This is a genomic window from Buttiauxella sp. B2, assembly GCF_006376615.1.
Classification (GTDB): domain Bacteria; phylum Pseudomonadota; class Gammaproteobacteria; order Enterobacterales; family Enterobacteriaceae; genus Buttiauxella.
In genome coordinates this window covers 1-21,747 of the sequence record NZ_VEXQ01000021.1, presented here as the reverse complement: position 1 = coordinate 21,747, position 21,747 = coordinate 1, and the positions used below count along the sequence as shown (strand labels likewise).

The window sequence follows — 21,747 nt, the reverse complement described above, 5'->3', positions numbered from 1 at the left end:
GATTATTGATCCTCAGCTCCCGGTGGAGCAGGTGCTTCAGTAGGCAGTACCGTATTGTCATCCCCGAGCATAATGTGGTCGAGGATCTGGCGCATGATGGTGCCTACAGCAGGGCCTGCGCCGCCGTTTTCCAGAATCATGGTGACGGAAACTTTCGGATTGTCGTAAGGAGCGAACGCCGTCATCAATTTATGGTCGCGTAAGCGTTCAGCAATTTTATGAGCGTTATAGGTTTCATTGGCTTTTAAGCCAAAGACCTGCGCAGTCCCTGATTTCGCTGCAACTTTATACGGTGCGTTGGCAAAGTATTTATGTGCTGTACCGTTAGGACGGTTGGCAACGCCATACATACCATCTTTGGCAATTTCCCAGAAACCAGAATGAATGTCACCAACTGGCGGTTGCACCGGTTGCTTCCATGGGATCTGCTTACCATTTTCGGTGGTGCTCATCAGGAAATGAGGAACGCGAACAACGCCATCGTTTATCAGGATCATCATCGCCTTGCTCATTTGAATTGGCGTCGCTGTCCAGTAACCCTGGCCGATACCCACAGGAATGGTGTCGCCCTGGTACCATGGTTTTTTAAAGCGTTTAAGTTTCCATTCGCGCGTAGGCATATTACCGGACCGCTCTTCCGAGAGGTCAATACCGGTATAGTGGCCATAGCCAAATTTGTTCATCCATTCGCCCATGCGGTCAATGCCCATGTCATAAGCGACCTGGTAGAAGAAAGTATCTGCAGATTCTTCAAGGGCTTTGGTCACATTAAGGCGGCCGTGGCCCCATTTCTTCCAGTCACGGTAGCGTTTTTCAGAACCGGGCAATTGCCACCAACCTGGGTCAAACAGTGAGGTATTACGGGTAATCACGCCAGCGCTAAGTGCGGAAACTGCCATATACGGTTTTACCGTAGAAGCAGGAGGGTAAACCCCTTGAGTCGCACGGTTGATAAGCGGCGTGTTTGGGTCGTTAAGTAAACCGGAATAGTCTTTGGTTGAGATACCATCGACAAACAAGTTCGGGTTATAGCTTGGCATTGAAACCAGCGCCAGAATGCCACCAGTGCGAGGGTCGGTGACTACCACCGCAGCACGACTCCCTGCTAGCAAAGTTTCAATATAATTTTGTAACTTAAGGTCGATAGTCAGATAGATATCGTGTCCAGCTTGCGGCGGTACTTCTTTGAGCTGACGGATAACACGACCACGGTTGTTGACTTCAACTTCTTCATAACCGGTTTGACCATGAAGAACATCTTCGTAATAACGTTCGATGCCGAGTTTACCGATGTCATGCGTGGAAGCGTAATTTGCCAGTTTGCCGTCTTTATCCAAACGCTCAACGTCTTTATCGTTGATTTTGGAAACGTAGCCGATGACGTGCGTCAGCGCTGAGCCATACGGGTAGAAGCGGCGTTTATAGCCTTTCACTTCAACGCCCGGGAAGCGGTACTGATTAACGGCAAAACGCGCAACCTGCACTTCGGTGAGGTTGGTTTTTACCGGAATAGAGGTGAAACGATGCGAGCGGGCTCGCTCTTTCTTAAAGTTGGCAATATCGTCATCAGTTAAATCTACCACCGAGCGCAACGCTTCAAGCGTCGCCTGCACGTCATCCACTTTCTCCGGCATCATTTCCACCTGATAAATGGTGCGATTGAGGGCCAGTGGTGTGCCGTTACGATCGTAGATAATCCCGCGGCTTGGCGGGATCGGAACCAGTTTTATACGGTTTTCATTGGAACGAGTTTGGTAGTCGGTGAAACGGACGATTTGCAAATTATAAAGGTTGGCGACAAGCACACCGCTTAGCACCAAAATACCGAGAAACGCAACCAGCGCCCGGCGCACAAAAAGCGCAGACTCGGCTGTATAGTCACGAAAAGAATTCTGTAATTTCATCCGCAGCTTTGTTCTACCTGACGATATCTACTCACGGTGATAAGGATGATTGGTCGTGATGCTCCACGCGCGGTACAAGCTCTCAGCGACCAGCACCCGAACCAAGGGGTGTGGCATTGTCAAATTGGAAAGCGACCAGCTTTGCTCTGCGGCAGCTTTGCACGCAGGGGCGAGACCTTCCGGGCCGCCAATCAGCAAGCTGACGTCTCGACCATCTTGTTTCCAACGTTCAAGCTGCACGGCAAGGTGCGGCGTATCCCATGGTTGCCCCGGGATATCCAGCGTGACAATTCGGTTGCCCTTGCCGGCCGCTGCCAACATCATTTCGCCCTCTTTTTCGAGAATGCGTTTGATATCGGCATTTTTGCTGCGTTTTCCCGCAGGAATTTCTACCAGTTCAAATGGCATATCCTTAGGAAAACGACGCAGGTACTCGGTAAAGCCGGTTTGTACCCAGTCAGGCATTTTAGTGCCAACTGCGACTAGTTGCAGCTTCACGCATTAACCCCAGAGCTTTTCCAATTCGTACAATTGACGGCTTTCTTCTTGCATCACATGGACGATAACTTCGCCAAGATCAACAACTACCCAGTCAGTCGCGTTAATACCTTTCACACCCAGCGCATCAAAACCTGCTTTGCGGGATGATTCTACGACGTGTTCTGCGATAGACATAACGTGGCGGTTAGAAGTACCAGTACAGATAATCATGCAATCAGTGATGCTTGATTTACCCTGAACATCCAGAGTAATGATGTCCTGACCTTTGAGGTCGTCGATTTTATCGACGATGAAATCCTGAAATTCTTTACCCTGCAAGTGTTCCCCCTGGGAAAAGTAGAGTGTGTTCGATTTAGCCCGCGTTAAAACCCATTAAATTAAATGGGGCAGTTTTACCGACAAATCGGCAATGCGGTGCTCAAAGCGGGATATCATCCCACCGAGTGACCTGGTTTGCATCGCCATTTTTGTAAAACTATTTTGGAAAGTCATGCTTGCGGGCAGGAAATTATGGCAGCGGAGCATAACAGCCTGGACTGTAGTGTCAATGGTTGACGATAACTGCAACACATACAACTTACGATGCAGGAGTGTAAATAGCGCGATTATTAAGGGTCCGAAGGGTGGTAAAACTATCCTTAATCTCAATAGAACTCCACGCCCCTTGCTCTATTACAAAATGCCACAGTGAGGCTGGAGGCATGTTGAGCAGGGTCGCGATAAGCAAACTTAGTACGCCTTGATGGCTAACAATCAGAACATTCTCTTGTTTGGACAGCAAAGGTAGTGACGCGGCAAATTCGCTGACACGTTGAGAAAATAGTTGGAAGCCTTCACCATTTTTGGGCACGACGTTCTGCCAGTCATTGCACCAGGCCGCATAATTTTCGCCATCCTGGCGTTGCAAGTCACGATGATGGCGCATTTCCCAGTCACCAAAATTCATTTCATTGATGCGGGGTTCGGTAACAACGGGAACGTTGCGTTGTTGAAGAATAAGTTGAGTCGTGTGTTGTGCACGGCTCAATTCGCTGCAAAGTACCTTATCAAAGGCAACATTGTTTAACATATTGCCGACTGCTTCAGCTTGAACAATGCCTTTTGCGGTCAGTGAGGTTTCTGAAATACCGCTGTACAAACCGTCTACATTCGCCTGGGTTTCTCCATGGCGCACTAACCATAATTTCATATAATCCCCGGGAAAACGTTGGCTGTGGCTGACACGGTCATAAGTGTATCATTGCACCTCAAATTCTGAAGTCTGTTTTAAGGGGGAAGATATGGCGTTCAGTAGTCAGCACGGTGGCAATATTATTGAAGCTGCAACCATGATGGGTGTGGATGCAGATTTACTTATCGACTTTAGTGCGAATATTAATCCGCTTGGCATGCCTGATTCATTAAAGCGTGCGATCACCGATAACCTGGCGCTGGCTGAGCGTTACCCTGACGTTGAATATCGAGCCTTGCATCAGGCTTTAGCTAATCATCATCAAGTCCCAAAGGAGTGGGTATTGGCAGGTAATGGCGAAACAGAGCTGATATTTAATTTGGTGCAACAGCTCGCGCCACGTAAGGCTTTATTATTGACACCGGGTTTTGCTGAATATCGCCGTGCATTAGCCCGTGTCGGCTGCGAGATAACTGATTTCCATCTCAGTGAAGAGCAGGGCTGGCAACCCGATGAATCGTTGCTTTGCGCATTAACGCCCGACCTTGATTGCCTGTTTTTGTGTACGCCGAATAATCCCACTGGACTGATGTTCGATAAACCGTTGCTGTTGGCTATCGCACATCACTGCCGCGAAAACCAAATTGCGCTGATAGTGGATGAGGCTTTCCTCGATTTTTTACCGCAAGAATCAGGCTTAATTCCTCACCTCTCGAGTTTCACTCAGCTTTATGTTTTGCGCTCGCTCACTAAATTTTTTGCCATTGCCGGGCTGCGGCTTGGTTATCTGGTGAGTGCGGATACCGCAACCGTTGGATGTATTCGCGAACGCACAGAACCCTGGACTATTAATGCCTTTGCGGCACTGGCTGGGGAAGTGATCCTTAGCGATCAGACTTATATTGAAGCGAGTTATCGTTGGTTAAGCACTGAACAGCCACGTTTGTTTAACGGCTTGAATGAGTTGCATGGAATTAAAGTTTGGCCTCCGCGGGCGAATTATATTTTCCTGCGTTGTGACGTTGCCGGATTAGATCTTCAACGGGCGCTGCTGGAAGAGAATATTTTGATTCGTCACTGCGCGAATTATCCTGGGCTGGATGCGAGTTATTATCGCGTGGCAATTAAAAGCCCGACAGATAACGACAAGTTATTAGGTGCGTTGCAGCGAGTGCTTAACTATAAAGATGATGCTGGCGAATAAACTCCGCAACTGCCGAGGGAATTAGGTCGTCGCAAGGCAGATGATGCTCTAAACGCTGGCGGATGGCTGTTGCCGAAATATCGTACATCGGCGTTTGTGCCAGGTAAATTTTACCCACAGGCTGGGTATGAAGTTGTTCAACCGATGAAGCCTGATGCGCATCAAGCCACTGTTGTTCTTCTATGGTATCCATTGACACAGAATAGCCCGGACGCTGGCAAACAAGCAGGTGGCATAACGTTAGCAACGTTTCCCAGCGGTGCCAGCGCTGCAGGTTCAGCAAAGAATCCTGGCCCACAATAAACGCCAGCGGCTGCTCAGATCCAATTTCTGCGCGCAACTGTTCCAATGTTTCAACGGTATACGATGGTGTTTCACGCTGAAGCTCGCGGTCATCTAACTTAAACAACGGGTTTCCTGCGATGGCAATCTGAACCATAGTTTTGCGTTGCTGGCTGTCTGCCCGCGGTTGTGGGCGATGCGGTGGCACGTTGTTTGGCATGATAGTGACCTGATGCAGAGCCACCTGTTTTGCCAGCGCTTCGACCGGTTTTAAATGCCCGTAATGGATGGGATCAAATGTCCCTCCATACAATGCAATTAAACGCGACGTAGTCTTAGCCATTGATAAATATTTCCGGCAAGGCTTTATGGCAAAGCAGCAAGGAAAGCCCTTCAAGTTCAGCCCAAACCGATTGTCCGTAGTCTTGCTTGAGCGTCAGCTCTATTTGGCTGAGCAAAAGAACGGCTTGATAAAGCTGCTCTACGGATAAGCGATTAAGCGCTTCAGTCACCAGTGCCCGGCGGTTTTGCCATACGCGTTGTTGGTCAAATAAAGCACGCAGCGGGGTGTGAGCCGACTGGCGTTTTAGATTAACCAGTTGCAGTAGTTCGCGTTGGATAGTACGGAGTAGAATTACCGGTTCGCTGGCTTCAAGCCTGAGCTGTTGCAAGATATGCAGCGCACGCTTGCTTTTCCCTGCCAGAATCGCATCCACCCAATGGAACGGGGTGAAATGAGCCGCGTCGTTTACCGCTTGCTCTACCCTCGGCAACGTCAGGGTACCATCCGGCCAAATCAACGACAGGCGTTCCAGAGCCTGTGATAGCGCCAGCAAGTTGCCTTCGTAGCAGTAGCACAGTAGTTGGTTTGCCGCATCATCTAGCGTGAGGTTCATCTGTTTGGCGCGTTGAGCAACCCAGCGTGGTAATTGGGCCTGCTCTGGGGTCTGGCAAGTGACAAGCACGCTGCGATCGGCCAGTTTGCCCAGCCATGCTGCGTTTTCTTGGGCTTTGGTAAATTTATTACCGCGCACTAGCAGCAGAATGTCGTCATGCAGTAGCGACACCAGAATATCGAACTGTGCGTTAATCGCGGCGTTTGGGCCGTTTTCTGGCAACAGTAGCAGGAGAGTCTGGCGACTGGCGAACAGGCTTAACGCCTGGCAAATCGAGAACAGATCTTGCCAGTCAGTGCTGGCATCAATCTGAACGGTATGATGTTCTTCGAAACCCTGGGTGTTTGCCACCTGGCGTATTGCATCCTGGCTTTCCTGGAGCAATAGAGGATCGTTGCCTAGCAGAAGATACGCTGCGCGCAGCCCTTCATTGAGCTGCGCGCGGAGTTGTTCAGGGTACAACCGAATCATTGGCTACCAGATGTGACCGAAAGGGTGGTCGACGTACGGCCAGCAGACGTTGCTGAAGTCGGTGTCGAAGTCGCGCTGTTTACCGGCTTCTCGGCGTCTTTGGTTTCAGCTACGTCAGCGCTGTGCACAGTCGTCAGCTTACGAATAAGCTGTTGTGCCGCTGTGGTGTACATCTCTTTGACAAGCAAGTCTTGCTCGGCGTCTTTTGCCAGAGCAGTCAGAGGGTTATCAAAGAATGATTTATACACTCTTACACTGATTGGGTAGATATCGTGGCCTGGAATCAGCACCTGTGCTGAAACGGTCATGACCATTTGATACTCAGCAGTACGCCCATCCTGGAATATGGATGCCGTATCCTGACCAATCGTACTTCCCAGTATACGCAGAGAAGGAATGTCTTTGCGTACACCCGTCCCGGTATCATCCACAATCGTTACGCCGTTAAGTCGCAACTGAGAGCGAATCTCACGCGTCAGTGGGCCGTTGGGATCGCTGGAGTTCAGGATCAAGGTTTTCATCTGATCCGGAACCTGCGTGTTGCCACGCAGGTGAAAACCACACCCAGCGGTGACAAGCACCGCCAAAGTAACTAACAAGCTGACAAAGGGATGTCGCACGGTTCCTCCTGCGCTTAGCCCACAACCAGATTGAGCAGTTTGCCCGGAACGTAAATCACTTTACGCACGGTCACACCCTCAAGATATTTCGCAACCAGATGTTCCTGACCTGCGCGTTCCTGCACTTGTTCTTGCGTTGCATCAGCCGGAACAGTGATTTTGCCGCGAACCTTACCGTTCACTTGCACCACAACCAGCACAGAATCTTCGACCATCGCTTTTTCATCAGCCTGTGGCCATGGCGCGTTGTCGATATCACCTTCACCGCCCAGAGACTGCCACATATCGAAGCAGACGTGTGGGGTGAACGGATAAAGCATGCGAACGACCGCCAATAGTGCTTCGTTCAGCAGAGCGCGATCCTGGTCACCATCCTGTGGTGCTTTCGCCAGTTTGTTCATCAATTCCATGATGGCAGCGATTGCGGTGTTAAAGGTCTGACGACGACCAACATCATCGGTCACTTTCGCGATAGCTTTGTGAACATCACGGCGTAATGCTTTTTGATCTTCGTTCAGAGCAGCGATATCAAGCTCTGGTGCCGCACCACGGCTGGTGTGCTCGTATGCCAGTCTCCAGACACGTTTCAGGAAGCGGTTTGCCCCTTCAACGCCTGATTCTTGCCATTCCAGCGTCATATCTGCAGGTGATGCAAACATCATAAACAAGCGAACGGTGTCAGCACCGTAGCGTTCAACCATTACTTGTGGGTCGATGCCGTTGTTTTTCGACTTCGACATTTTGCTCATGCCAGCATAGACCAGTTCATTGCCCTGCGCGTCAGTGGCTTTGGTAATACGGCCTTTCTCGTCGCGCTCAACAATCGCATCAACCGGGGAAACCCAGTTACGCTCACCGTTAACACCGGTGTAATAGAAGGCGTCAGCCAGAACCATACCCTGACACAGCAGTTGTTTAGCTGGCTCGTTAGAGGTCACCATGCCTGCATCGCGCATCAGTTTGTGGAAGAAGCGGAAGTAGAGCAGGTGCATGATGGCGTGTTCGATGCCACCAATATAGATATCAACCGGCAGCCAGTAGTTAGCAGCTTTGGAATCTAGCATGCCTTTATCGTACTGCGGGCAGGTATAACGCGCGTAGTACCAGGACGACTCCATGAAGGTGTCGAAGGTATCGGTTTCACGCAGTGCAGGTTTGCCATCAATAGTGGTTTTTGCCCACTCAGGATCGGCTTTGATTGGGCTGGTGATACCATCCATCACAACATCTTCTGGCAGGATAACCGGCAGTTGATCCGCAGGCGTTGGCATAACAGTGCCATCTTCCAGTGTCACCATTGGGATTGGTGCACCCCAGTAACGCTGGCGGGAAACACCCCAATCGCGCAGACGATAGTTAACTTTGCGCTCACCTACACCTTTAGCGGCGAGTTTATCCGCGATGGCGTTGAAGCCAGACTGGAAATCCAGGCCGTCAAATTCACCGGAATTAAACAGCACGCCTTTTTCAGTCATTGCTGATGCAGACAAGTCTGGCTCGTTGCCATCGGCATGAAGAATAACCGGTTTGATTTGCAGACCGTATTTGGTCGCAAATTCCCAGTCACGCTGGTCATGGCCGGGTACTGCCATAACGGCGCCGGTACCGTATTCCATCAACACGAAGTTAGCGACCCAAACGGGTACCGTGTCGCCGGTAAGTGGGTGAATCGCGTTAATACCGGTGGCTACGCCTTTTTTCTCCATCGTTGCCATTTCTGCTTCGGCAACTTTGGTATTACGGCATTCTTCGACGAATTCAGCCAGTTCAGGGTTGTTCACCATCGCTTGCTGCGCGAGTGGGTGACCAGCAGCTACTGCCAGATAGGTTACGCCCATAAAGGTGTCCGGGCGGGTGGTATAAACAGTTAGTTTCTCGGCACTGTTTTCAACGTCGAAAGTAATCTCAACGCCTTCGGAGCGGCCAATCCAGTTACGCTGCATGGTTTTGACCTGATCAGGCCAATGGTCAAGCGTATCCAAATCGTTTAACAGTTCGTCAGCGTAGGCAGTGATTTTGATAAACCACTGTGGGATTTCTTTACGCTCAACTTTGGAATCACAACGCCAGCAGCAGCCATCGATAACTTGTTCGTTTGCCAGAACGGTTTGGTCATTCGGGCACCAGTTAACAGCGGAGGTTTTTTTGTAAACCAGCCCTTTGTTATACAACTGGGTAAAGAATTGCTGTTCCCAACGGTAGTATTCCGGGGTACAGGTCGCCAGCTCACGGCTCCAGTCGTAACCAAAGCCCAGCGTTTTGAGCTGGTTCTTCATGTAATTGATGTTGTCGTAAGTCCATGGTGCAGGTGCGGTGTTGTTTTTTACCGCAGCCCCTTCCGCAGGCAGACCGAACGCATCCCAACCGATTGGCTGAAGAACGTTTTTGCCCAGCATGCGCTGGTAGCGTGCGATAACGTCACCGATGGTGTAGTTACGAACGTGGCCCATGTGTAGTCGGCCAGAAGGATAGGGGAGCATCGAGAGGCAGTAATACTTCTCTTTGCCTTCGTCTTCGGTAACTTCAAAAGTACGCTTCTCTTGCCAGTGAAGCTGTACGTTGGATTCTATCTCTTCCGGGCGATATTGCTCTTGCATGGCAGCCAGTGGTCCTGTGATGAAAGACAGCTACAGGTTGTAGCTTTTTACGTATTAGATTTCAGATCCGCATAGCATAGCCGATAAGACTGCGGCAAAACAGCCTTTCAACAGCCGGTGGCGCCATTTCTCGTTTGCAGTTATTTACGTTGCATGTGGGCAATCTAACAAAGCGATGGCCGATTAAGGTCTACTATTAGAGTAGGTTACATGACACTGAATGCAGGAATCTCTTCAAGGAGGCAGGCAGACGATGAACAAGGTTGCTCAATTTTACCGTGAACTGGTGGCTTCACTCACCGAGCGCTTACGCAATGGAGAGCGAGATATAGATGAACTGGTCGCCAGTGCGCGCAAACGCATGAACGAAACCGGCGAACTAACTCGTACCGAAGTTGACGAAGTTACGCGTGCAGTCCGTCGAGATTTAGAAGAGTTTGCTCGCAGTTACAACGAAAGCCAGGATGAATTTACAGACAGCGTTTTTATGCGCGTCATTAAAGAGAGTATCTGGCAAGAACTGGCGGATATCACCGACAAAACGCAGCTTGAATGGCGTGAAGTTTTTCAGGATCTCAATCACCACGGTGTTTACCACAGTGGTGAAGTTGTGGGGCTTGGTAATCTGGTCTGTGAGAACTGTCACTTCCACCTTGCGATTTATACCCCAGATGTGCTGCCAGTTTGTCCTAAGTGCGGGCATAACCAATTCAGCCGTCGACCGTTTGAACCTTAAACCTCACTACACAGCGAAGGAACCGCTATGCCCCAAATGTATTGATCTCCAAAGATCTGTGGTTGGGGCATGTTTACCTGCTGGTGATGAACAAAAACACTTGGGATAAGCTTGCAGAAGAAGATAAGCAAGCCATTTGCAGTGCTGCTGAAAAAGCTTATCAAACCTTAGGTTCGGTAATGGATAGTAGCTTTGATGCGGTTGTGGAAGAGTTACGGAATAATAGTGCACATATTCGCAAGCTGAACGCGAGTGAAGTTGCTCAGTGGGAAACCTCGGTCAACTATCAGCAAGTGCAGGAGAAGCGGGTCAAGGAACAAGAGGGTAAAGATGTGAAAGATGCTGGCCAGACGATGAAAAAAGTCACCGCGCTGTTGAAAGAGACAATGAAGTAAAGCGGTATGGTTTATGCCGCGCAATCACTGTAAGAAACCGTGATTGCGCGAGCATTTACACTGAGTTAGTGCAGGATTTTTGCCAGGAAGTCTTTAGCACGTTCGGATTGCGGGTTATTGAAGAAATCTTCTTTATTCGAGTCTTCAACAATTTTCCCTTCATCCATAAAGATAACGCGGTTCGCTACTTTGCGGGCAAAGCCCATTTCGTGCGTCACCACCATCATGGTCATCCCTTCATTTGCCAGCTCAACCATGACATCCAGCACTTCGTTGATCATCTCCGGATCAAGCGCCGAAGTAGGCTCGTCAAACAGCATTGCCACCGGATCCATGCACAATGCACGGGCAATCGCTACACGCTGCTGTTGGCCGCCGGAAAGTTGAGCTGGGAACTTGTCTGCATGCGCCGTTAGCCCAACGCGTTCAAGTAATTTAAGCCCTTTTTTTCGCGACTCATCTTTGTTGCGTCTCAATACTTTCACTTGTGCAAGTGTCAGGTTTTCAATAATCGACAGATGTGGAAAAAGCTCAAAGTGTTGGAACACCATGCCGACGTGAGAACGCAGCTCAGCAAGGTTGGTTTTCTTACTGTTCACTTGCGTACCATTAACCACAATCTCGCCTTTTTGCACCGGTTCCAGGCCGTTTACGGTTTTAATCAACGTCGATTTACCAGAACCAGATGGCCCGCAAACCACCACCACTTCACCTTTTTTTACTTCTGTTGAGCAGTCGGTTAGCACCTGAAAGTGACCATACCATTTAGAAACATTTTTCAGGGAAATCATTACACTGTCCTTTTCTTCAAGTAGCTGACCAACAGCGAGGCACTAAGACTGATTACGAAATACACCAGACCGGCAAACAGGATCATTTCGACCTGGGTTCCATCACGCTCGCCAATAGTGGAAGCGGTACGGAAGAAGTCAGCCAGGCTCAAAACATACACCAGAGAAGTATCCTGGAATAACACGATGCCCTGAGTTAACAGCAGCGGCACCATGGCACGGAAAGCTTGTGGCAGGATAATTAGTTTCATCGACTGCCAGTGGGTCATTCCCAACGCCAGTGCGGCATAGGACTGTCCGCGTGAAACACTCTGAATACCTGCACGGATAATCTCTGAATAGTAGGCCGCTTCAAACATAGAAAACGCTACCATTGCGGAGATCAGACGAATGTCCGTTTGCGGTGAAAGGCCCAGTACTTTTTGTAAGAATCCAGGCACTACCAGATAGAACCATAGCAGTACCATGACAAGCGGGATAGAACGGAAAACGTTGACGTACGCGCTGGCAAACCAGGCAATCGGCTTAATGGGCGACAGACGCATCACTGCGAGCAGGGTTCCCCACACGATACCGAAGATAACCGCCGTAACTGTGATTTTCAGGGTGATAACCAGCCCCTGCATCAGGTATGGCATGGCGGGGAGAATAGAGCTCCAGTCAAAATCGTACATTATTTGCCTCCCATATTGCCAGGCAGGCGAATTTTACGTTCAACCACATACATCACCAGCATAATCACGGCGTTGATTAGCACGTATGCCAGTGTGATTGCAGTAAAGGATTCGTAGGCGTGGGCGGAGTAATCCAGCAATTTACCCGCTTGAGCAGCCATATCGACCAGGCCAATCGTTGACGCGATCGCCGAGTTTTTCACCAGGTTCATCATTTCAGATGTCATTGGCGGCACGATGACGCGATAAGCGTTAGGCAGCAGAACATAGCGATACGCTTGCGGTAGCGTCAGGCCCATCGCCAGCGCGGCATTTTTCTGCCCACGAGGCAGTGATTGAATGGCAGCACGAACCTGCTCACAGACGCGAGCGGCGGTAAACAAGCCAAGACAAATCATCGACGAAACAAAGAATTGCACATTCGGGTCGAGTTCAGATTTAAACCACATCCCGAGATTTTCAGGCAGCAATTCCGGCACCACTAAGTACCAGGTAAAGAACTGCACGATGAGTGGCACGTTACGGAATAGTTCTACGTAAAGTGTGCCTAGACCGGAAAGCCATTTATTAGGGACAGTACGCAAGATGCCAAACAGCGAGCCGACGAGAAAAGCGATTATCCAGGCGCAGATGGACAGGGCGACGGTGACCTGGAAACCATTCCAAATCCAGCCCAAATAGGTGGTGTTGCCGAACGGGGCGGGCTGTAGAAATATCCCCCAGTTCCAGTCTATAGACATAACATACTCCAGGAAAAAATTGAGGGTAGCGAGTTGCGCTACCCTCGAAGATTGATGAGAAGCTTGTACCCCGATATCAGGTCATAGCCTGAAATTTATGGGGTACTTTCACGCCGGATGGGGAACGGCCATCCGACGCATAGTCTGTCCGAGCTTCGGTTCGTCAATCGAGAGGGCTGGGTCATCCCGGCCCCTGTGGTTCTAATTAGTTTAGTGCTTTATCGTTTGGTGATTTGAACAAGGCTTTCATGTCTTCGGAAAGTTCGAAGTTCATGTTGATATTCTTTGGTGGAATTGGGTTTTTAAACCACTTATCAAACCATTTGGCGGCAACGCCGGATGTTTGTGCCTGTGCGATGGTGTCATCCATCAGCTTCTTGAACTCTGGGTCGTCTTTGCGCAGCATACAGCCGTAAGCTTCGTTAGATTGCGGAGTACCAAGAATTTCCCAGTTATCCTGTTTTTTCGCTTTGGCACGTTCACCTGCCAGTAGCGCATCGTCCATCATAAAGGCAACAGCGCGACCACTTTCCAGAGTACGGAACGAATCACCGTGGTCTTTGGCACTGATAATGCGCATATCCATTTTCTTCTCTTCATTCAGCTTGTTCAGCAGAACTTCAGAAGTAGTACCGGAGGTCACAACAACCGCTTTTCCTTTCAGGTCAGCGAAGTCTTTAATCGGACCACCTTTTTTCACCAGTAAACGAGTACCGACCACGAAGATGGTATCGGAGAAAGAGGCTTGTTTCTGGCGCTCAAGGTTGTTCGTGGTTGAACCACATTCAAAATCGAAGGTGCCGTTTTGCAGTAATGGAATACGGTTTTGTGAAGTAATCGGGATCAACTTAACCTGTAGGTCAGGCTTGTTGAGTTTTTTCTTCACGGCTTCAACGATGGCGTTGGAGTAATCCTGTGAATAGCCGACCACTTTCTGTTGGTTATCGTAGTAAGAGAAAGGAACGGAAGACTCGCGGTGACCGACCACAATGACGCCGTTAGCAGCGATTTTTTCCAGCGTACCCTGTTGTGCGGTTGCCGGTTTGGCATCTTCTGCGTGCGCGATCCCGGCACCCATTCCGATAACCAGCAAAGCTGAGGCTAGTTTACGTAATTGCATTACCAACTCCTTATTCTTCGTGCCATCTGGCACTGATACTCGTTGTGAGTGTTGTTTTGTTGTTGTGTGTTACGAAATCAGGGTAAATCTTCGCCTTTTTGTTAACATTTAACCTAGCTTGATGTAAAGATTTTGCTATCAAAATGTTTGTTTTTGCGAAGCGCGCCGCACCGTTTAAAGGCAAAAATACTCCGTTGCACTACTTTGGTGCTCGCTCTGTCATTGTTTGGTGCAACCCAATGCTTCGTGCTACCCGCAGGTTGCAGGCATAGCATTTTGTCGTCTTCTAATGAGTAACTATTCGCAAATATCTTTGCAAAGGTTATGCCAGAAATAAAAATGACCAGCATTAGCTGGCCATTTTTTAGGGGGGTAGGAAATTAAGATTTGCGGCGTGTACGCAGTGCCAACAGAACAGAGGCGAAACCAAATACCAATGTGGCAATCCACAGCGGCCAGTCACCGAAGCGGGCGTACGGTGTAATACCGCGCGTTGGTGTAACCTTCGCTTCAAGAACCTGGCGAGTAAATTGCGGGATCATCGCATCAACATCACCATTGGCATTAATCACAGCGGTAATACCGTTATTGGTGCTACGCAGCAGCGGACGACCCAGTTCCAGCGACCGCATACGCGCCATCTGGAAATGCTGCCATGGGCCAATCGACTTACCGAACCACGCATCGTTTGAAATAGTCAGCAGGAAGTCAGTATCCGGGCGGAAATTATCACGCACCTGTTCGCCAAGAATAATTTCGTAGCAGATAGCTGGCGTCAATTTGATCCCGTTGGCTGCAAGCTGCGGCTGTATATATGGGCCACGGCTGAATGAAGACATTGGCAAATCGAAGAACGGGGCCAGCGGGCGCAGAATGGATTCCAACGGTACAAACTCACCAAACGGAACCAGGTGATTTTTGTTGTAGCGATCGGCGCTGTTGTAGCTGTACTGGTTGCCTTCACCCAACGTGATAATGGTGTTGTAGGTATCGTAGCGGTTCTGTTTATTCAAACGTGCATCGACAATACCGGTAATCAGTGAACTGTGCTTAGAACGCAACAGGTCATCCATCATCGTCAGGAATTGCTGCTGGTTTATCTCAAGGTCAGGAATTGCAGATTCAGGCCAGATAATCAGTTGGGATATCCCCATCTGCGGCTGAGTTTTATCAAGATAAATCTTCAGCGTATTCAGCAACTGGTTCTCATCCCATTTCAGGGATTGCGGGATATCACCCTGAACCATTGCCACATCGACGGTTCGCTCAGGCTGAGGCTGATACCACTGGATGGAACGCAGTGGCCACGGCAACACCAGCAATGCAGCGCCAATCACAGCAGGACGCCAGTTACGCTCATGCAAGGCATACACTAACAGACCACTGATAATCATCAGCAAGAACGTAACGCTTTCAACGCCCAGAATAGGGGCGATGCCTTTCAGCGGGCCATCAATTTGGCTGTAGCCGAACTGGAGCCATGGGAAGCCGGTTAACACCCAACCGCGCAGGAACTCGGTGAGTTGCCACAGCATCGGGGCGGCAATCGCCACGCGCCACCAGGTCGTTTTTTGGCATAGTTTACTGAGTATTCCGCCAAACAAGCCGGTGTACAAAGACAAGTAAGCGGCAAGCAACACCACCAAAAAGATGTTAACTGGGCCAGGCATGCCGCCAAACTGCGCGATACTGACATACACCCAGTTAATACCTGAACCAAATAGCCCCAACCCCCAGAAGAAACCAATCCAGGCACTCTGAATAGCGCGGCGATTAAGAGTCAGCCCCTGAAGACCGGCTAAAGAAATAATTGCAGCAGGCCAAAAATCGTAGGGGGAGAAAGCCAGCGTGCCGCTGGCACCAAAAAGCAGCGCCAGCAGCAGACGAATGCGCTGGCGTTGAAGGAGTAGGGCTATAGACATCGTTGAATTAATCTTCCAGTTTCGGTTGCGGCGAGTCGTCCGGAATTCTGACATGAACCTGAATAACACGGCGACTATCTGCCATCGCGACTTTGAATTGATAACCATCAATTTCAATAGTTTCGCCACGGGCAGGCAAGTGACCAAACGCCTGCATCACTAAACCACCAATGGTATCGACTTCATCATCATTGAAATGGGTAGAGAAGGTATCGTTAAAATCTTCGATTGAGGCCAAAGCACGAACTGTCCAGGTATGACGGCTGAGCTGACGGAAATCGCTGTCTTCCTCATCGTCGTACTCATCTTCAATTTCCCCAACAATTAGTTCGAGAATATCTTCGATGGTGACAAGCCCGGAGACGCCGCCAAACTCATCAATAACAATCGCCATGTGATAGCGTTGCTGACGAAACTCTTTGAGCATGCGGTCAACACGCTTACTTTCCGGCACAACAACTGCCTGACGTAACACTTTTTCCATGCTAAATGGCTCAGTATCGCTGCGCATAAACGGCAGCAGATCTTTGGCCATCAGAATCCCTTCGATATGATCTTTGTCTTCACTGATCACCGGGAAGCGGGAGTGTGCCGATTCGATGATGACATCGAGGCATTCGTCCAGCGTCTGGTTGTGTTTGAGCGTTACCATTTGAGAGCGAGGGATCATGATGTCGCGGACGCGTTGGTCGGCAATATCCATAACGCCTTCGAGCATGTCTCGGGTATCTTGATCGATAAGATCGTTTTGCTCAGAATCACGGATAAGTGTCAGCAGATCGTCACGGTTTTTAGGTTCACCGTGGAATAGCTGGTTGAGAATCAGGGAAAAGAATCCCTTCTTACTGGCAGGCGTGTCACTGTTTTGTGAGTTGTCGTCGCTCATGGCGTTAGGTTTTTGGCCCCTCGGTTAATTAGTCGATAGCAGGCGGCTTGATGGTACGCTGCCTGCTAGTGTTTGCTCCGCGGTATTAATCCCTACGGAGACTATTCTTTCTCGGCAATGTACGGATCAGCATACCCAAGAGCAAGCATTATCTCTGTTTCCAGGGATTCCATATCTTCGGCTTCTTCATCTTCAATATGATCATAGCCAAGCAGATGCAGACTGCCGTGGATAACCATATGTGCCCAATGTGCATCCAGCGGTTTTTGCTGCTCTTTCGCTTCTTGTTCAACAACCTGGCGGCAAATAATCAGATCACCTAGAAGCGGCAGTTCGATGCCCGGAGGTGCTTCGAACGGGAAAGACAGCACGTTAGTGGATTTATCTTTACCACGGTAGGTGAGGTTCAGATCGTGGCTCTCTGCGTCGTCCACCAGGCGAATCGTAACTTCTGATTCTTCCTGAAATTGTGGAATGACCGCGTCGAGCCATGTCTGAAACTGCACTTCTGTTGGTAGGCCGTTTGCATCCTCACACGCGACCTGTAAATCCAGTATGACCTGACTCATTTGCTCTCCTGAGCGGCAGCGTTAATCGCCATCGCTTCTCGCTTGCGTTCTGCCGCGAGTTCATCTTTACGAACCTGTTCCGCGTTTTCCCACGCTTCATAGGCATTCACAATGCGTGCCACAACTGGATGGCGTACTACATCTTCGCTACTAAGGAAGTTAAAGCTAATGTCATCAACTTCTGCCAGAACATCGATAGCGTGGCGTAGCCCCGACTTCGTGCTACGTGGCAGGTCAACCTGGGTGACGTCACCGGTGATTACGGCTTTGGAATTAAAACCAATACGCGTCAGGAACATCTTCATTTGTTCGATGGTGGTGTTCTGGCTTTCATCCAGAATGATAAACGCGTCGTTTAGCGTACGGCCACGCATGTAAGCCAGTGGCGCGACTTCGATAACGTTGCGCTCCATCAACTTTTCAACGCGTTCAAAACCAAGCATTTCAAACAGTGCGTCATATAAAGGACGCAAGTAAGGGTCAACTTTTTGGCTTAAATCTCCGGGTAGGAAACCCAGTTTTTCACCTGCTTCAACGGCCGGGCGGGTCAGCAGAATGCGGCGAATATCCTGACGCTCCAGCGCATCAACAGCCGCAGCAACCGCAAGGTAAGTTTTACCTGTCCCCGCAGGGCCAATGCCAAAGGTGATGTCGTGGTCCAGAATATTGGCGATATATTGCGCTTGATTCGGCGTGCGCGGTTTGATAACGCCACGCTTGGTCTTGATGTTCACCGCTTTACCGTACTCAGGAACGCTTTCGGCTGACTGTTCCAGCACGCGAATTTCTTTAATGGCGAGATGGATTTGTTCTGGAGAGATATCCTGAATTTCGCCACGCATCGGCGCGGTATCAACATACAAATTGCGCAAAATATCTGCGGCGGCGTTCACCAAAATTGGGCGGCCCGAGAGCTTGAAGTGATAGTCACGACGGTTGATTTCGATACCCAGTCGACGTTCCAGCTGCTTGATGTTGTCATCAAATGGGCCGCACAAGCTTAACAGACGCGCATTGTCTGCGGGTTCTAGCGTAATTTCACGAGTTTCAATATTCAAACTTATCCTCGGGGTCACACAGGGCCAGTAGAAGAAATTGCTGCACTATTTATTGCCGGCCATAAAAAGGGCTGGCCATAAAAAGATTATTTACGGCAAGGGCTGATGGCGCAAGCCTGGTTTTTGATATTTGGGTGGCTGATTCAGAATGCAAGTGCAAACAATGAAAATGCCTGTCGGCTCACAGCGTTAGCGAATCGACAGGCAAAGCAGAGCGGAATTAAGGCTGGTATATACCTACGCCGATTTCGTTCTCTTTACGGGTGCGGGCAATCACCGACTCAGGAGACTGAGCAATGCGTAGCCCCATTTCGTCTTCGGTGCGAACCACTTTACCGCGCAGTGAGTTGTTAGTAGCAACCTCAGTGATTTCTACATCAACAAACTTACCGATCATTTCCGGTGAGCCTTCAAAGTTCACACCGCGATTATTTTCGGAACGTCCGGTCAACTCCATAATGTTTCGGCGTGACGTGCCTTCCACCAGGACGCGCTGGGTTGTGCCAACCATCTTACGGCTATACTCCATTGCCTGTTGGTTGATGCGTTCTTGCAGAATATACAGTCGCTGCAATTTCTCTTTTTCGGGGACGTCATCAACCATATCGGCGGCAGGCGTACCAGGGCGTGCTGAGAATACGAAACTGTAACTCACGTCAAAACTCACATCGCCAATGACTTTCATCGTTTGCTCGAAGTCCTGCTGGGTTTCGCCTGGGAATCCTACGATAAAGTCAGAGCTAATCTGAATCTCAGGGCGTACCGCACGCAGTTTGCGAATAATCGATTTATATTCCAGCGTGGTATGAGTGCGACCCATTAAATTCAAAATGCGGTCAGAACCACATTGAATCGGCAGGTGCAGGAAGCTTACAAGCTCAGGCGTATCACGATAAACTTCAATGATATCATCAGTAAATTCAATTGGATGGCTAGTGGTGAAACGAATGCGATCGATACCGTCAATCGCCGCAACCAGACGCAACAATTCAGCAAAAGAACAAATTCCGCCGTCGAAAGATGGACCACGATAAGCATTCACGTTCTGGCCAAGTAGGTTCACTTCACGCACGCCTTGTGCAGCGAGTTGCGCGACTTCGAATAGCACATCGTCGGCTGGGCGACTCACTTCTTCACCACGGGTATAAGGCACCACGCAGTAAGTACAATACTTATTACAGCCTTCCATAATAGAAACGAAAGCTGTTGGGCCATCAGCTTTTGGCTCTGGTAGGCGGTCGAACTTTTCTATTTCAGGGAAGCTGACGTCAACGATCGGGCTGCGATTGCCACGAACTTTGTTGATCATTTCAGGCAAACGATGCAGTGTCTGCGGCCCGAAAACGATATCGACATAATGTGCGCGGCTACGAATCAGCTTACCTTCCTGGGAAGCGACACAGCCGCCGACACCGATAATGATGTCGGGGTTTTTGCGCTTTAGGAGTTTCCAACGGCCTAGCAGATGGAAGACTTTTTCCTGGGCTTTCTCACGAATCGAACAGGTATTAAGCAGCAATACATCCGCTTCTTTTGGGTTGTCCGTAAGGATATAGCCATGTGTGCTGTTCAGCAGATCGGCCATCTTCGATGAATCGTATTCATTCATCTGACAGCCCCAGGTTTTTATATGGAGTTTTTTTGTCATCGACTTGCCATTGCTCAGTTAAAGCCAGGAATTCAGGCGGCGTATTGTAATGCTTTGGCCTTGATGTGACCAGCCTACGAAACCTGGGTGAAAATCCGGTAGAATCAGGATAGACAATTTAAGGACAAAATCATCATGTTGAATCAGCCAATTGATGTAGCGGTAGTCGGCGGGGGAATGGTTGGTGCGGCCGCAGCCCTTGGACTTGCGCAAAATGGTTTTCAAGTAGCGGTAGTTGAGCATCAGGCTCCAGCTGCATTTGACCCTGCAAGCCAACCCGATGTGCGTATTTCGGCCATCAGCAGTGCGTCGGTCGGTTTACTTAAATCTCTCGGCGTTTGGGATGAGATTCGGGCAATGCGCTGTCATGCTTATCGCCAACTTGAAACCTGGGAATGGGAAAGTGCGCACGTTAGCTTCAATGCGCAAGAACTCGGGCTACCCGAGCTTGGTTATATGGTTGAAAACCAGGTGTTGCAGCTCGCGTTGTGGCAGGCGCTTGAAGCGCATCCTAACGTTACGCTGTTGTGCCCTGCGAAAATTACCGGCATGCAAGGTGGCGAAGGGCAATGGACGTTACAGCTTGCCGATGAGCAGACATTAACGGTGCCGATGGTAATTGGCGCAGATGGCGCGAATTCTAAGGTTCGTCGTTGGGCGGGAATTGGGATTCATGCCTGGCAGTATCGCCAGGCATGCATGTTAATCACGGTGAAGAGTGAGCATGCGCCTGGTGACAGCACCTGGCAGCATTTTACGCCAACAGGGCCGCACGCGTTTTTGCCGTTGTTTGATAACTGGGCTTCGCTGGTCTGGTATGACACACCGGCACGTATTCGCCAGTTGCAGAATATGTCGATGTCACAACTGCAAAAGGCGATTGAAGCTAATTTCCCCGAGCGTTTGGGCAAAGTTACGCCAGTTGCCTGCGGAGCATTTCCACTGACTCGCCGCCATGCTTTGCATTATACCCAGCTGGGACTGGCGTTGATTGGCGATGCAGCACATACCATCCATCCGTTAGCCGGACAGGGCGTAAATCTCGGTTATCGCGATGTGGAAGCATTGCTTGATGTGATGATCAACGCTCGCAGCTACGGTGAAAACTGGGCGGATGCACGAGTGTTAAAACGTTACCAGACGCGCAGGCAGGCGGATAACTTCCTTATGCAAAGCGGTATGGATCTGTTCTACGCCGGTTTTAGCAATAGCCTGGGGCCGTTGCGAGTAATTCGTAACTTAGGATTAATGGCTGCTGAACGCGGCGGTGTGTTAAAACGTAAGGCGTTGAAGTATGCGTTAGGATTATGATTCGGTGAGATAAACGAGAGCGGGAGAACCGCTCTATTTGCTTTTTTCAGATACAGAAATGCGAAAAGCTCGCCGGAGCGAGCTTTTCTTATTGGCTGGGGTACGAGGATTCGAACCTCGGAATGCTGGTATCAGAAACCAGAGCCTTACCGCTTGGCGATACCCCAAAAATATGGTGGCTACTACGGGAATCGAACCTGTGACCCCATCATTATGAGTGATGTGCTCTAACCAGCTGAGCTAAGTAGCCT

At 49.7% G+C, this 21,747-nt stretch carries 20 protein-coding genes, 2 tRNA genes and 1 pseudogene; 4 read left to right on the top strand and 19 right to left on the bottom strand.

The genetic code is table 11. From position 1 onward, the window contains the following. Positions 1-2 precede the first annotated feature (2 nt). From mrdA to FH968_RS18950, 4 genes are all read right to left on the bottom strand, one after another. On the bottom strand, positions 3-1,904 hold the full coding sequence (gene mrdA / locus FH968_RS18965; RefSeq protein ID WP_139882308.1) for a peptidoglycan DD-transpeptidase MrdA: 1,902 nt from the start codon (positions 1,902-1,904) through the stop codon (positions 3-5). A 27-nt stretch (positions 1,905-1,931) separates the two neighbouring features. Next, positions 1,932-2,402, bottom strand: coding sequence for a 23S rRNA (pseudouridine(1915)-N(3))-methyltransferase RlmH (gene rlmH, locus FH968_RS18960; RefSeq protein ID WP_034456714.1), 471 nt, complete (start codon positions 2,400-2,402; stop codon positions 1,932-1,934). 3 nt (positions 2,403-2,405) lie between these two features. Next, complete coding sequence (gene rsfS, locus FH968_RS18955; RefSeq protein ID WP_139882307.1) at positions 2,406-2,723, bottom strand: ribosome silencing factor; 318 nt, start codon at positions 2,721-2,723, stop codon at positions 2,406-2,408. 259 nt (positions 2,724-2,982) lie between these two features. Next, a complete protein-coding gene (locus tag FH968_RS18950) occupies positions 2,983-3,594 on the bottom strand; it encodes an adenosylcobalamin/alpha-ribazole phosphatase (protein ID WP_139882306.1) in 612 nt (203 codons plus the stop codon). A 91-nt stretch (positions 3,595-3,685) separates the two neighbouring features. Here FH968_RS18950 and cobD point away from each other — a divergent pair, with 91 nt between their 5' ends. Next, positions 3,686-4,780, top strand: coding sequence for a threonine-phosphate decarboxylase CobD (gene cobD, locus FH968_RS18945; protein ID WP_139882305.1), 1,095 nt, complete (start codon positions 3,686-3,688; stop codon positions 4,778-4,780). On the opposite strand, the gene nadD is transcribed toward cobD, so the two are convergent. Genes nadD through leuS form a run of 4 tightly spaced genes read right to left on the bottom strand, consistent with a single transcriptional unit; the run spans position 4,752 to position 9,646 of the window. Next, positions 4,752-5,405: a nicotinate-nucleotide adenylyltransferase gene (nadD, locus tag FH968_RS18940; protein ID WP_139882304.1), complete on the bottom strand. Its 654-nt coding sequence runs from the start codon at positions 5,403-5,405 to the stop codon at positions 4,752-4,754. The two genes, cobD and nadD, sit on opposite strands and share 29 nt — an antisense overlap. Beyond that, on the bottom strand, positions 5,398-6,429 hold the full coding sequence (gene holA, locus FH968_RS18935) for a DNA polymerase III subunit delta (protein WP_139882303.1): 1,032 nt from the start codon (positions 6,427-6,429) through the stop codon (positions 5,398-5,400). The genes nadD and holA overlap by 8 nt, the downstream gene beginning before the upstream one ends. Then, the gene (gene lptE, locus FH968_RS18930; RefSeq protein WP_139882302.1) at positions 6,426-7,049 is read right to left on the bottom strand and encodes an LPS assembly lipoprotein LptE; all 624 of its coding nucleotides are present in this window, start codon (positions 7,047-7,049) and stop codon (positions 6,426-6,428) included. The genes holA and lptE overlap by 4 nt, the downstream gene beginning before the upstream one ends. A gap of 14 nt (positions 7,050-7,063) precedes the next feature. Beyond that, positions 7,064-9,646 carry a leucine--tRNA ligase gene (leuS, locus tag FH968_RS18925; protein ID WP_139882301.1) on the bottom strand — a complete coding sequence of 861 codons (2,583 nt, stop codon included), beginning with the start codon at positions 9,644-9,646 and terminating at the stop codon, positions 7,064-7,066. A 253-nt stretch (positions 9,647-9,899) separates the two neighbouring features. Here leuS and FH968_RS18920 point away from each other — a divergent pair, with 253 nt between their 5' ends. Together FH968_RS18920 and FH968_RS18915 are read left to right on the top strand one after the other, a co-directional pair. Further along, the gene (locus FH968_RS18920; RefSeq protein WP_139882300.1) at positions 9,900-10,382 is read left to right on the top strand and encodes a zinc ribbon-containing protein; all 483 of its coding nucleotides are present in this window, start codon (positions 9,900-9,902) and stop codon (positions 10,380-10,382) included. Between the two features lie 11 nt (positions 10,383-10,393). Beyond that, positions 10,394-10,777, top strand: a pseudogene (locus tag FH968_RS18915) (ABC transporter substrate-binding protein); the annotation flags it as partial. Between the two features lie 65 nt (positions 10,778-10,842). On the opposite strand, the gene FH968_RS18910 reads toward FH968_RS18915, so the two are convergent. The 9 genes from FH968_RS18910 to miaB form a co-directional block, all read right to left on the bottom strand. Then, positions 10,843-11,568 carry an amino acid ABC transporter ATP-binding protein gene (locus FH968_RS18910; protein WP_139882298.1) on the bottom strand — a complete coding sequence of 242 codons (726 nt, stop codon included), beginning with the start codon at positions 11,566-11,568 and terminating at the stop codon, positions 10,843-10,845. After that, on the bottom strand, positions 11,568-12,242 hold the full coding sequence (gene gltK, locus FH968_RS18905) for a glutamate/aspartate ABC transporter permease GltK (protein ID WP_139882297.1): 675 nt from the start codon (positions 12,240-12,242) through the stop codon (positions 11,568-11,570). Before gltK ends, FH968_RS18910 begins: the two co-directional genes overlap by 1 nt. Beyond that, positions 12,242-12,982 carry an amino acid ABC transporter permease gene (locus tag FH968_RS18900; protein ID WP_139882296.1) on the bottom strand — a complete coding sequence of 247 codons (741 nt, stop codon included), beginning with the start codon at positions 12,980-12,982 and terminating at the stop codon, positions 12,242-12,244. The genes gltK and FH968_RS18900 overlap by 1 nt, the downstream gene beginning before the upstream one ends. A gap of 205 nt (positions 12,983-13,187) precedes the next feature. Then, positions 13,188-14,102 (bottom strand): amino acid ABC transporter substrate-binding protein, encoded by a 915-nt coding sequence (locus tag FH968_RS18895; RefSeq protein ID WP_139882295.1) that lies wholly within the window; start codon positions 14,100-14,102, stop codon positions 13,188-13,190. A 380-nt stretch (positions 14,103-14,482) separates the two neighbouring features. Next, a complete protein-coding gene (gene lnt / locus FH968_RS18890; RefSeq protein ID WP_139882294.1) occupies positions 14,483-16,024 on the bottom strand; it encodes an apolipoprotein N-acyltransferase in 1,542 nt (513 codons plus the stop codon). A gap of 7 nt (positions 16,025-16,031) precedes the next feature. Next, a complete protein-coding gene (gene corC / locus FH968_RS18885) occupies positions 16,032-16,910 on the bottom strand; it encodes a CNNM family magnesium/cobalt transport protein CorC (protein WP_139882293.1) in 879 nt (292 codons plus the stop codon). 101 nt (positions 16,911-17,011) lie between these two features. Continuing rightward, positions 17,012-17,479 (bottom strand): rRNA maturation RNase YbeY, encoded by a 468-nt coding sequence (gene ybeY, locus FH968_RS18880; protein ID WP_139882292.1) that lies wholly within the window; start codon positions 17,477-17,479, stop codon positions 17,012-17,014. Beyond that, positions 17,476-18,537 (bottom strand): PhoH family protein, encoded by a 1,062-nt coding sequence (locus FH968_RS18875; protein ID WP_139882291.1) that lies wholly within the window; start codon positions 18,535-18,537, stop codon positions 17,476-17,478. Before FH968_RS18875 ends, ybeY begins: the two co-directional genes overlap by 4 nt. Positions 18,538-18,757: 220 nt before the next feature. Beyond that, complete coding sequence (miaB, locus tag FH968_RS18870; protein ID WP_139882290.1) at positions 18,758-20,185, bottom strand: tRNA (N6-isopentenyl adenosine(37)-C2)-methylthiotransferase MiaB; 1,428 nt, start codon at positions 20,183-20,185, stop codon at positions 18,758-18,760. 135 nt (positions 20,186-20,320) lie between these two features. On the opposite strand from miaB, the gene ubiF reads away from it, so the two are divergent. Continuing rightward, complete coding sequence (ubiF, locus tag FH968_RS18865; RefSeq protein WP_139882289.1) at positions 20,321-21,496, top strand: 3-demethoxyubiquinol 3-hydroxylase; 1,176 nt, start codon at positions 20,321-20,323, stop codon at positions 21,494-21,496. Positions 21,497-21,588: 92 nt separating this feature from the next. Here the strand turns inward: ubiF and FH968_RS18860 are convergent. Both FH968_RS18860 and FH968_RS18855 read right to left on the bottom strand, forming a co-directional pair. Continuing rightward, positions 21,589-21,663: transfer RNA gene (locus FH968_RS18860), tRNA-Gln, on the bottom strand. Between the two features lie 6 nt (positions 21,664-21,669). Next, positions 21,670-21,746: transfer RNA gene (locus FH968_RS18855), tRNA-Met, on the bottom strand. Between the last annotated feature and the right edge of the window lies 1 nt (position 21,747).

Bases quoted from the DNA above. Each gene is read 5' to 3' on its own strand.
- lnt (WP_139882294.1), bottom strand. From the start codon at position 16,024: ATGTCTATAGCCCTACTCCTTCAACGCCAGCGCATTCGTCTGCTGCTG.
- FH968_RS18900 (WP_139882296.1), bottom strand. From the start codon at position 12,982: ATGTCTATAGACTGGAACTGGGGGATATTTCTACAGCCCGCCCCGTTC.
- miaB (WP_139882290.1), bottom strand. From the start codon at position 20,185: ATGACAAAAAAACTCCATATAAAAACCTGGGGCTGTCAGATGAATGAA.
- gltK (WP_139882297.1), bottom strand. From the start codon at position 12,242: ATGTACGATTTTGACTGGAGCTCTATTCTCCCCGCCATGCCATACCTG.
- nadD (WP_139882304.1), bottom strand. From the start codon at position 5,405: ATGGCTAAGACTACGTCGCGTTTAATTGCATTGTATGGAGGGACATTT.
- holA (WP_139882303.1), bottom strand. From the start codon at position 6,429: ATGATTCGGTTGTACCCTGAACAACTCCGCGCGCAGCTCAATGAAGGG.
- FH968_RS18910 (WP_139882298.1), bottom strand. From the start codon at position 11,568: ATGATTTCCCTGAAAAATGTTTCTAAATGGTATGGTCACTTTCAGGTG.
- mrdA (WP_139882308.1), bottom strand. From the start codon at position 1,904: ATGAAATTACAGAATTCTTTTCGTGACTATACAGCCGAGTCTGCGCTT.
- leuS (WP_139882301.1), bottom strand. From the start codon at position 9,646: ATGCAAGAGCAATATCGCCCGGAAGAGATAGAATCCAACGTACAGCTT.
- FH968_RS18950 (WP_139882306.1), bottom strand. From the start codon at position 3,594: ATGAAATTATGGTTAGTGCGCCATGGAGAAACCCAGGCGAATGTAGAC.
- cobD (WP_139882305.1), top strand. From the start codon at position 3,686: ATGGCGTTCAGTAGTCAGCACGGTGGCAATATTATTGAAGCTGCAACC.
- ubiF (WP_139882289.1), top strand. From the start codon at position 20,321: ATGTTGAATCAGCCAATTGATGTAGCGGTAGTCGGCGGGGGAATGGTT.
- corC (WP_139882293.1), bottom strand. From the start codon at position 16,910: ATGAGCGACGACAACTCACAAAACAGTGACACGCCTGCCAGTAAGAAG.
- FH968_RS18920 (WP_139882300.1), top strand. From the start codon at position 9,900: ATGAACAAGGTTGCTCAATTTTACCGTGAACTGGTGGCTTCACTCACC.
- ybeY (WP_139882292.1), bottom strand. From the start codon at position 17,479: ATGAGTCAGGTCATACTGGATTTACAGGTCGCGTGTGAGGATGCAAAC.
- FH968_RS18895 (WP_139882295.1), bottom strand. From the start codon at position 14,102: ATGCAATTACGTAAACTAGCCTCAGCTTTGCTGGTTATCGGAATGGGT.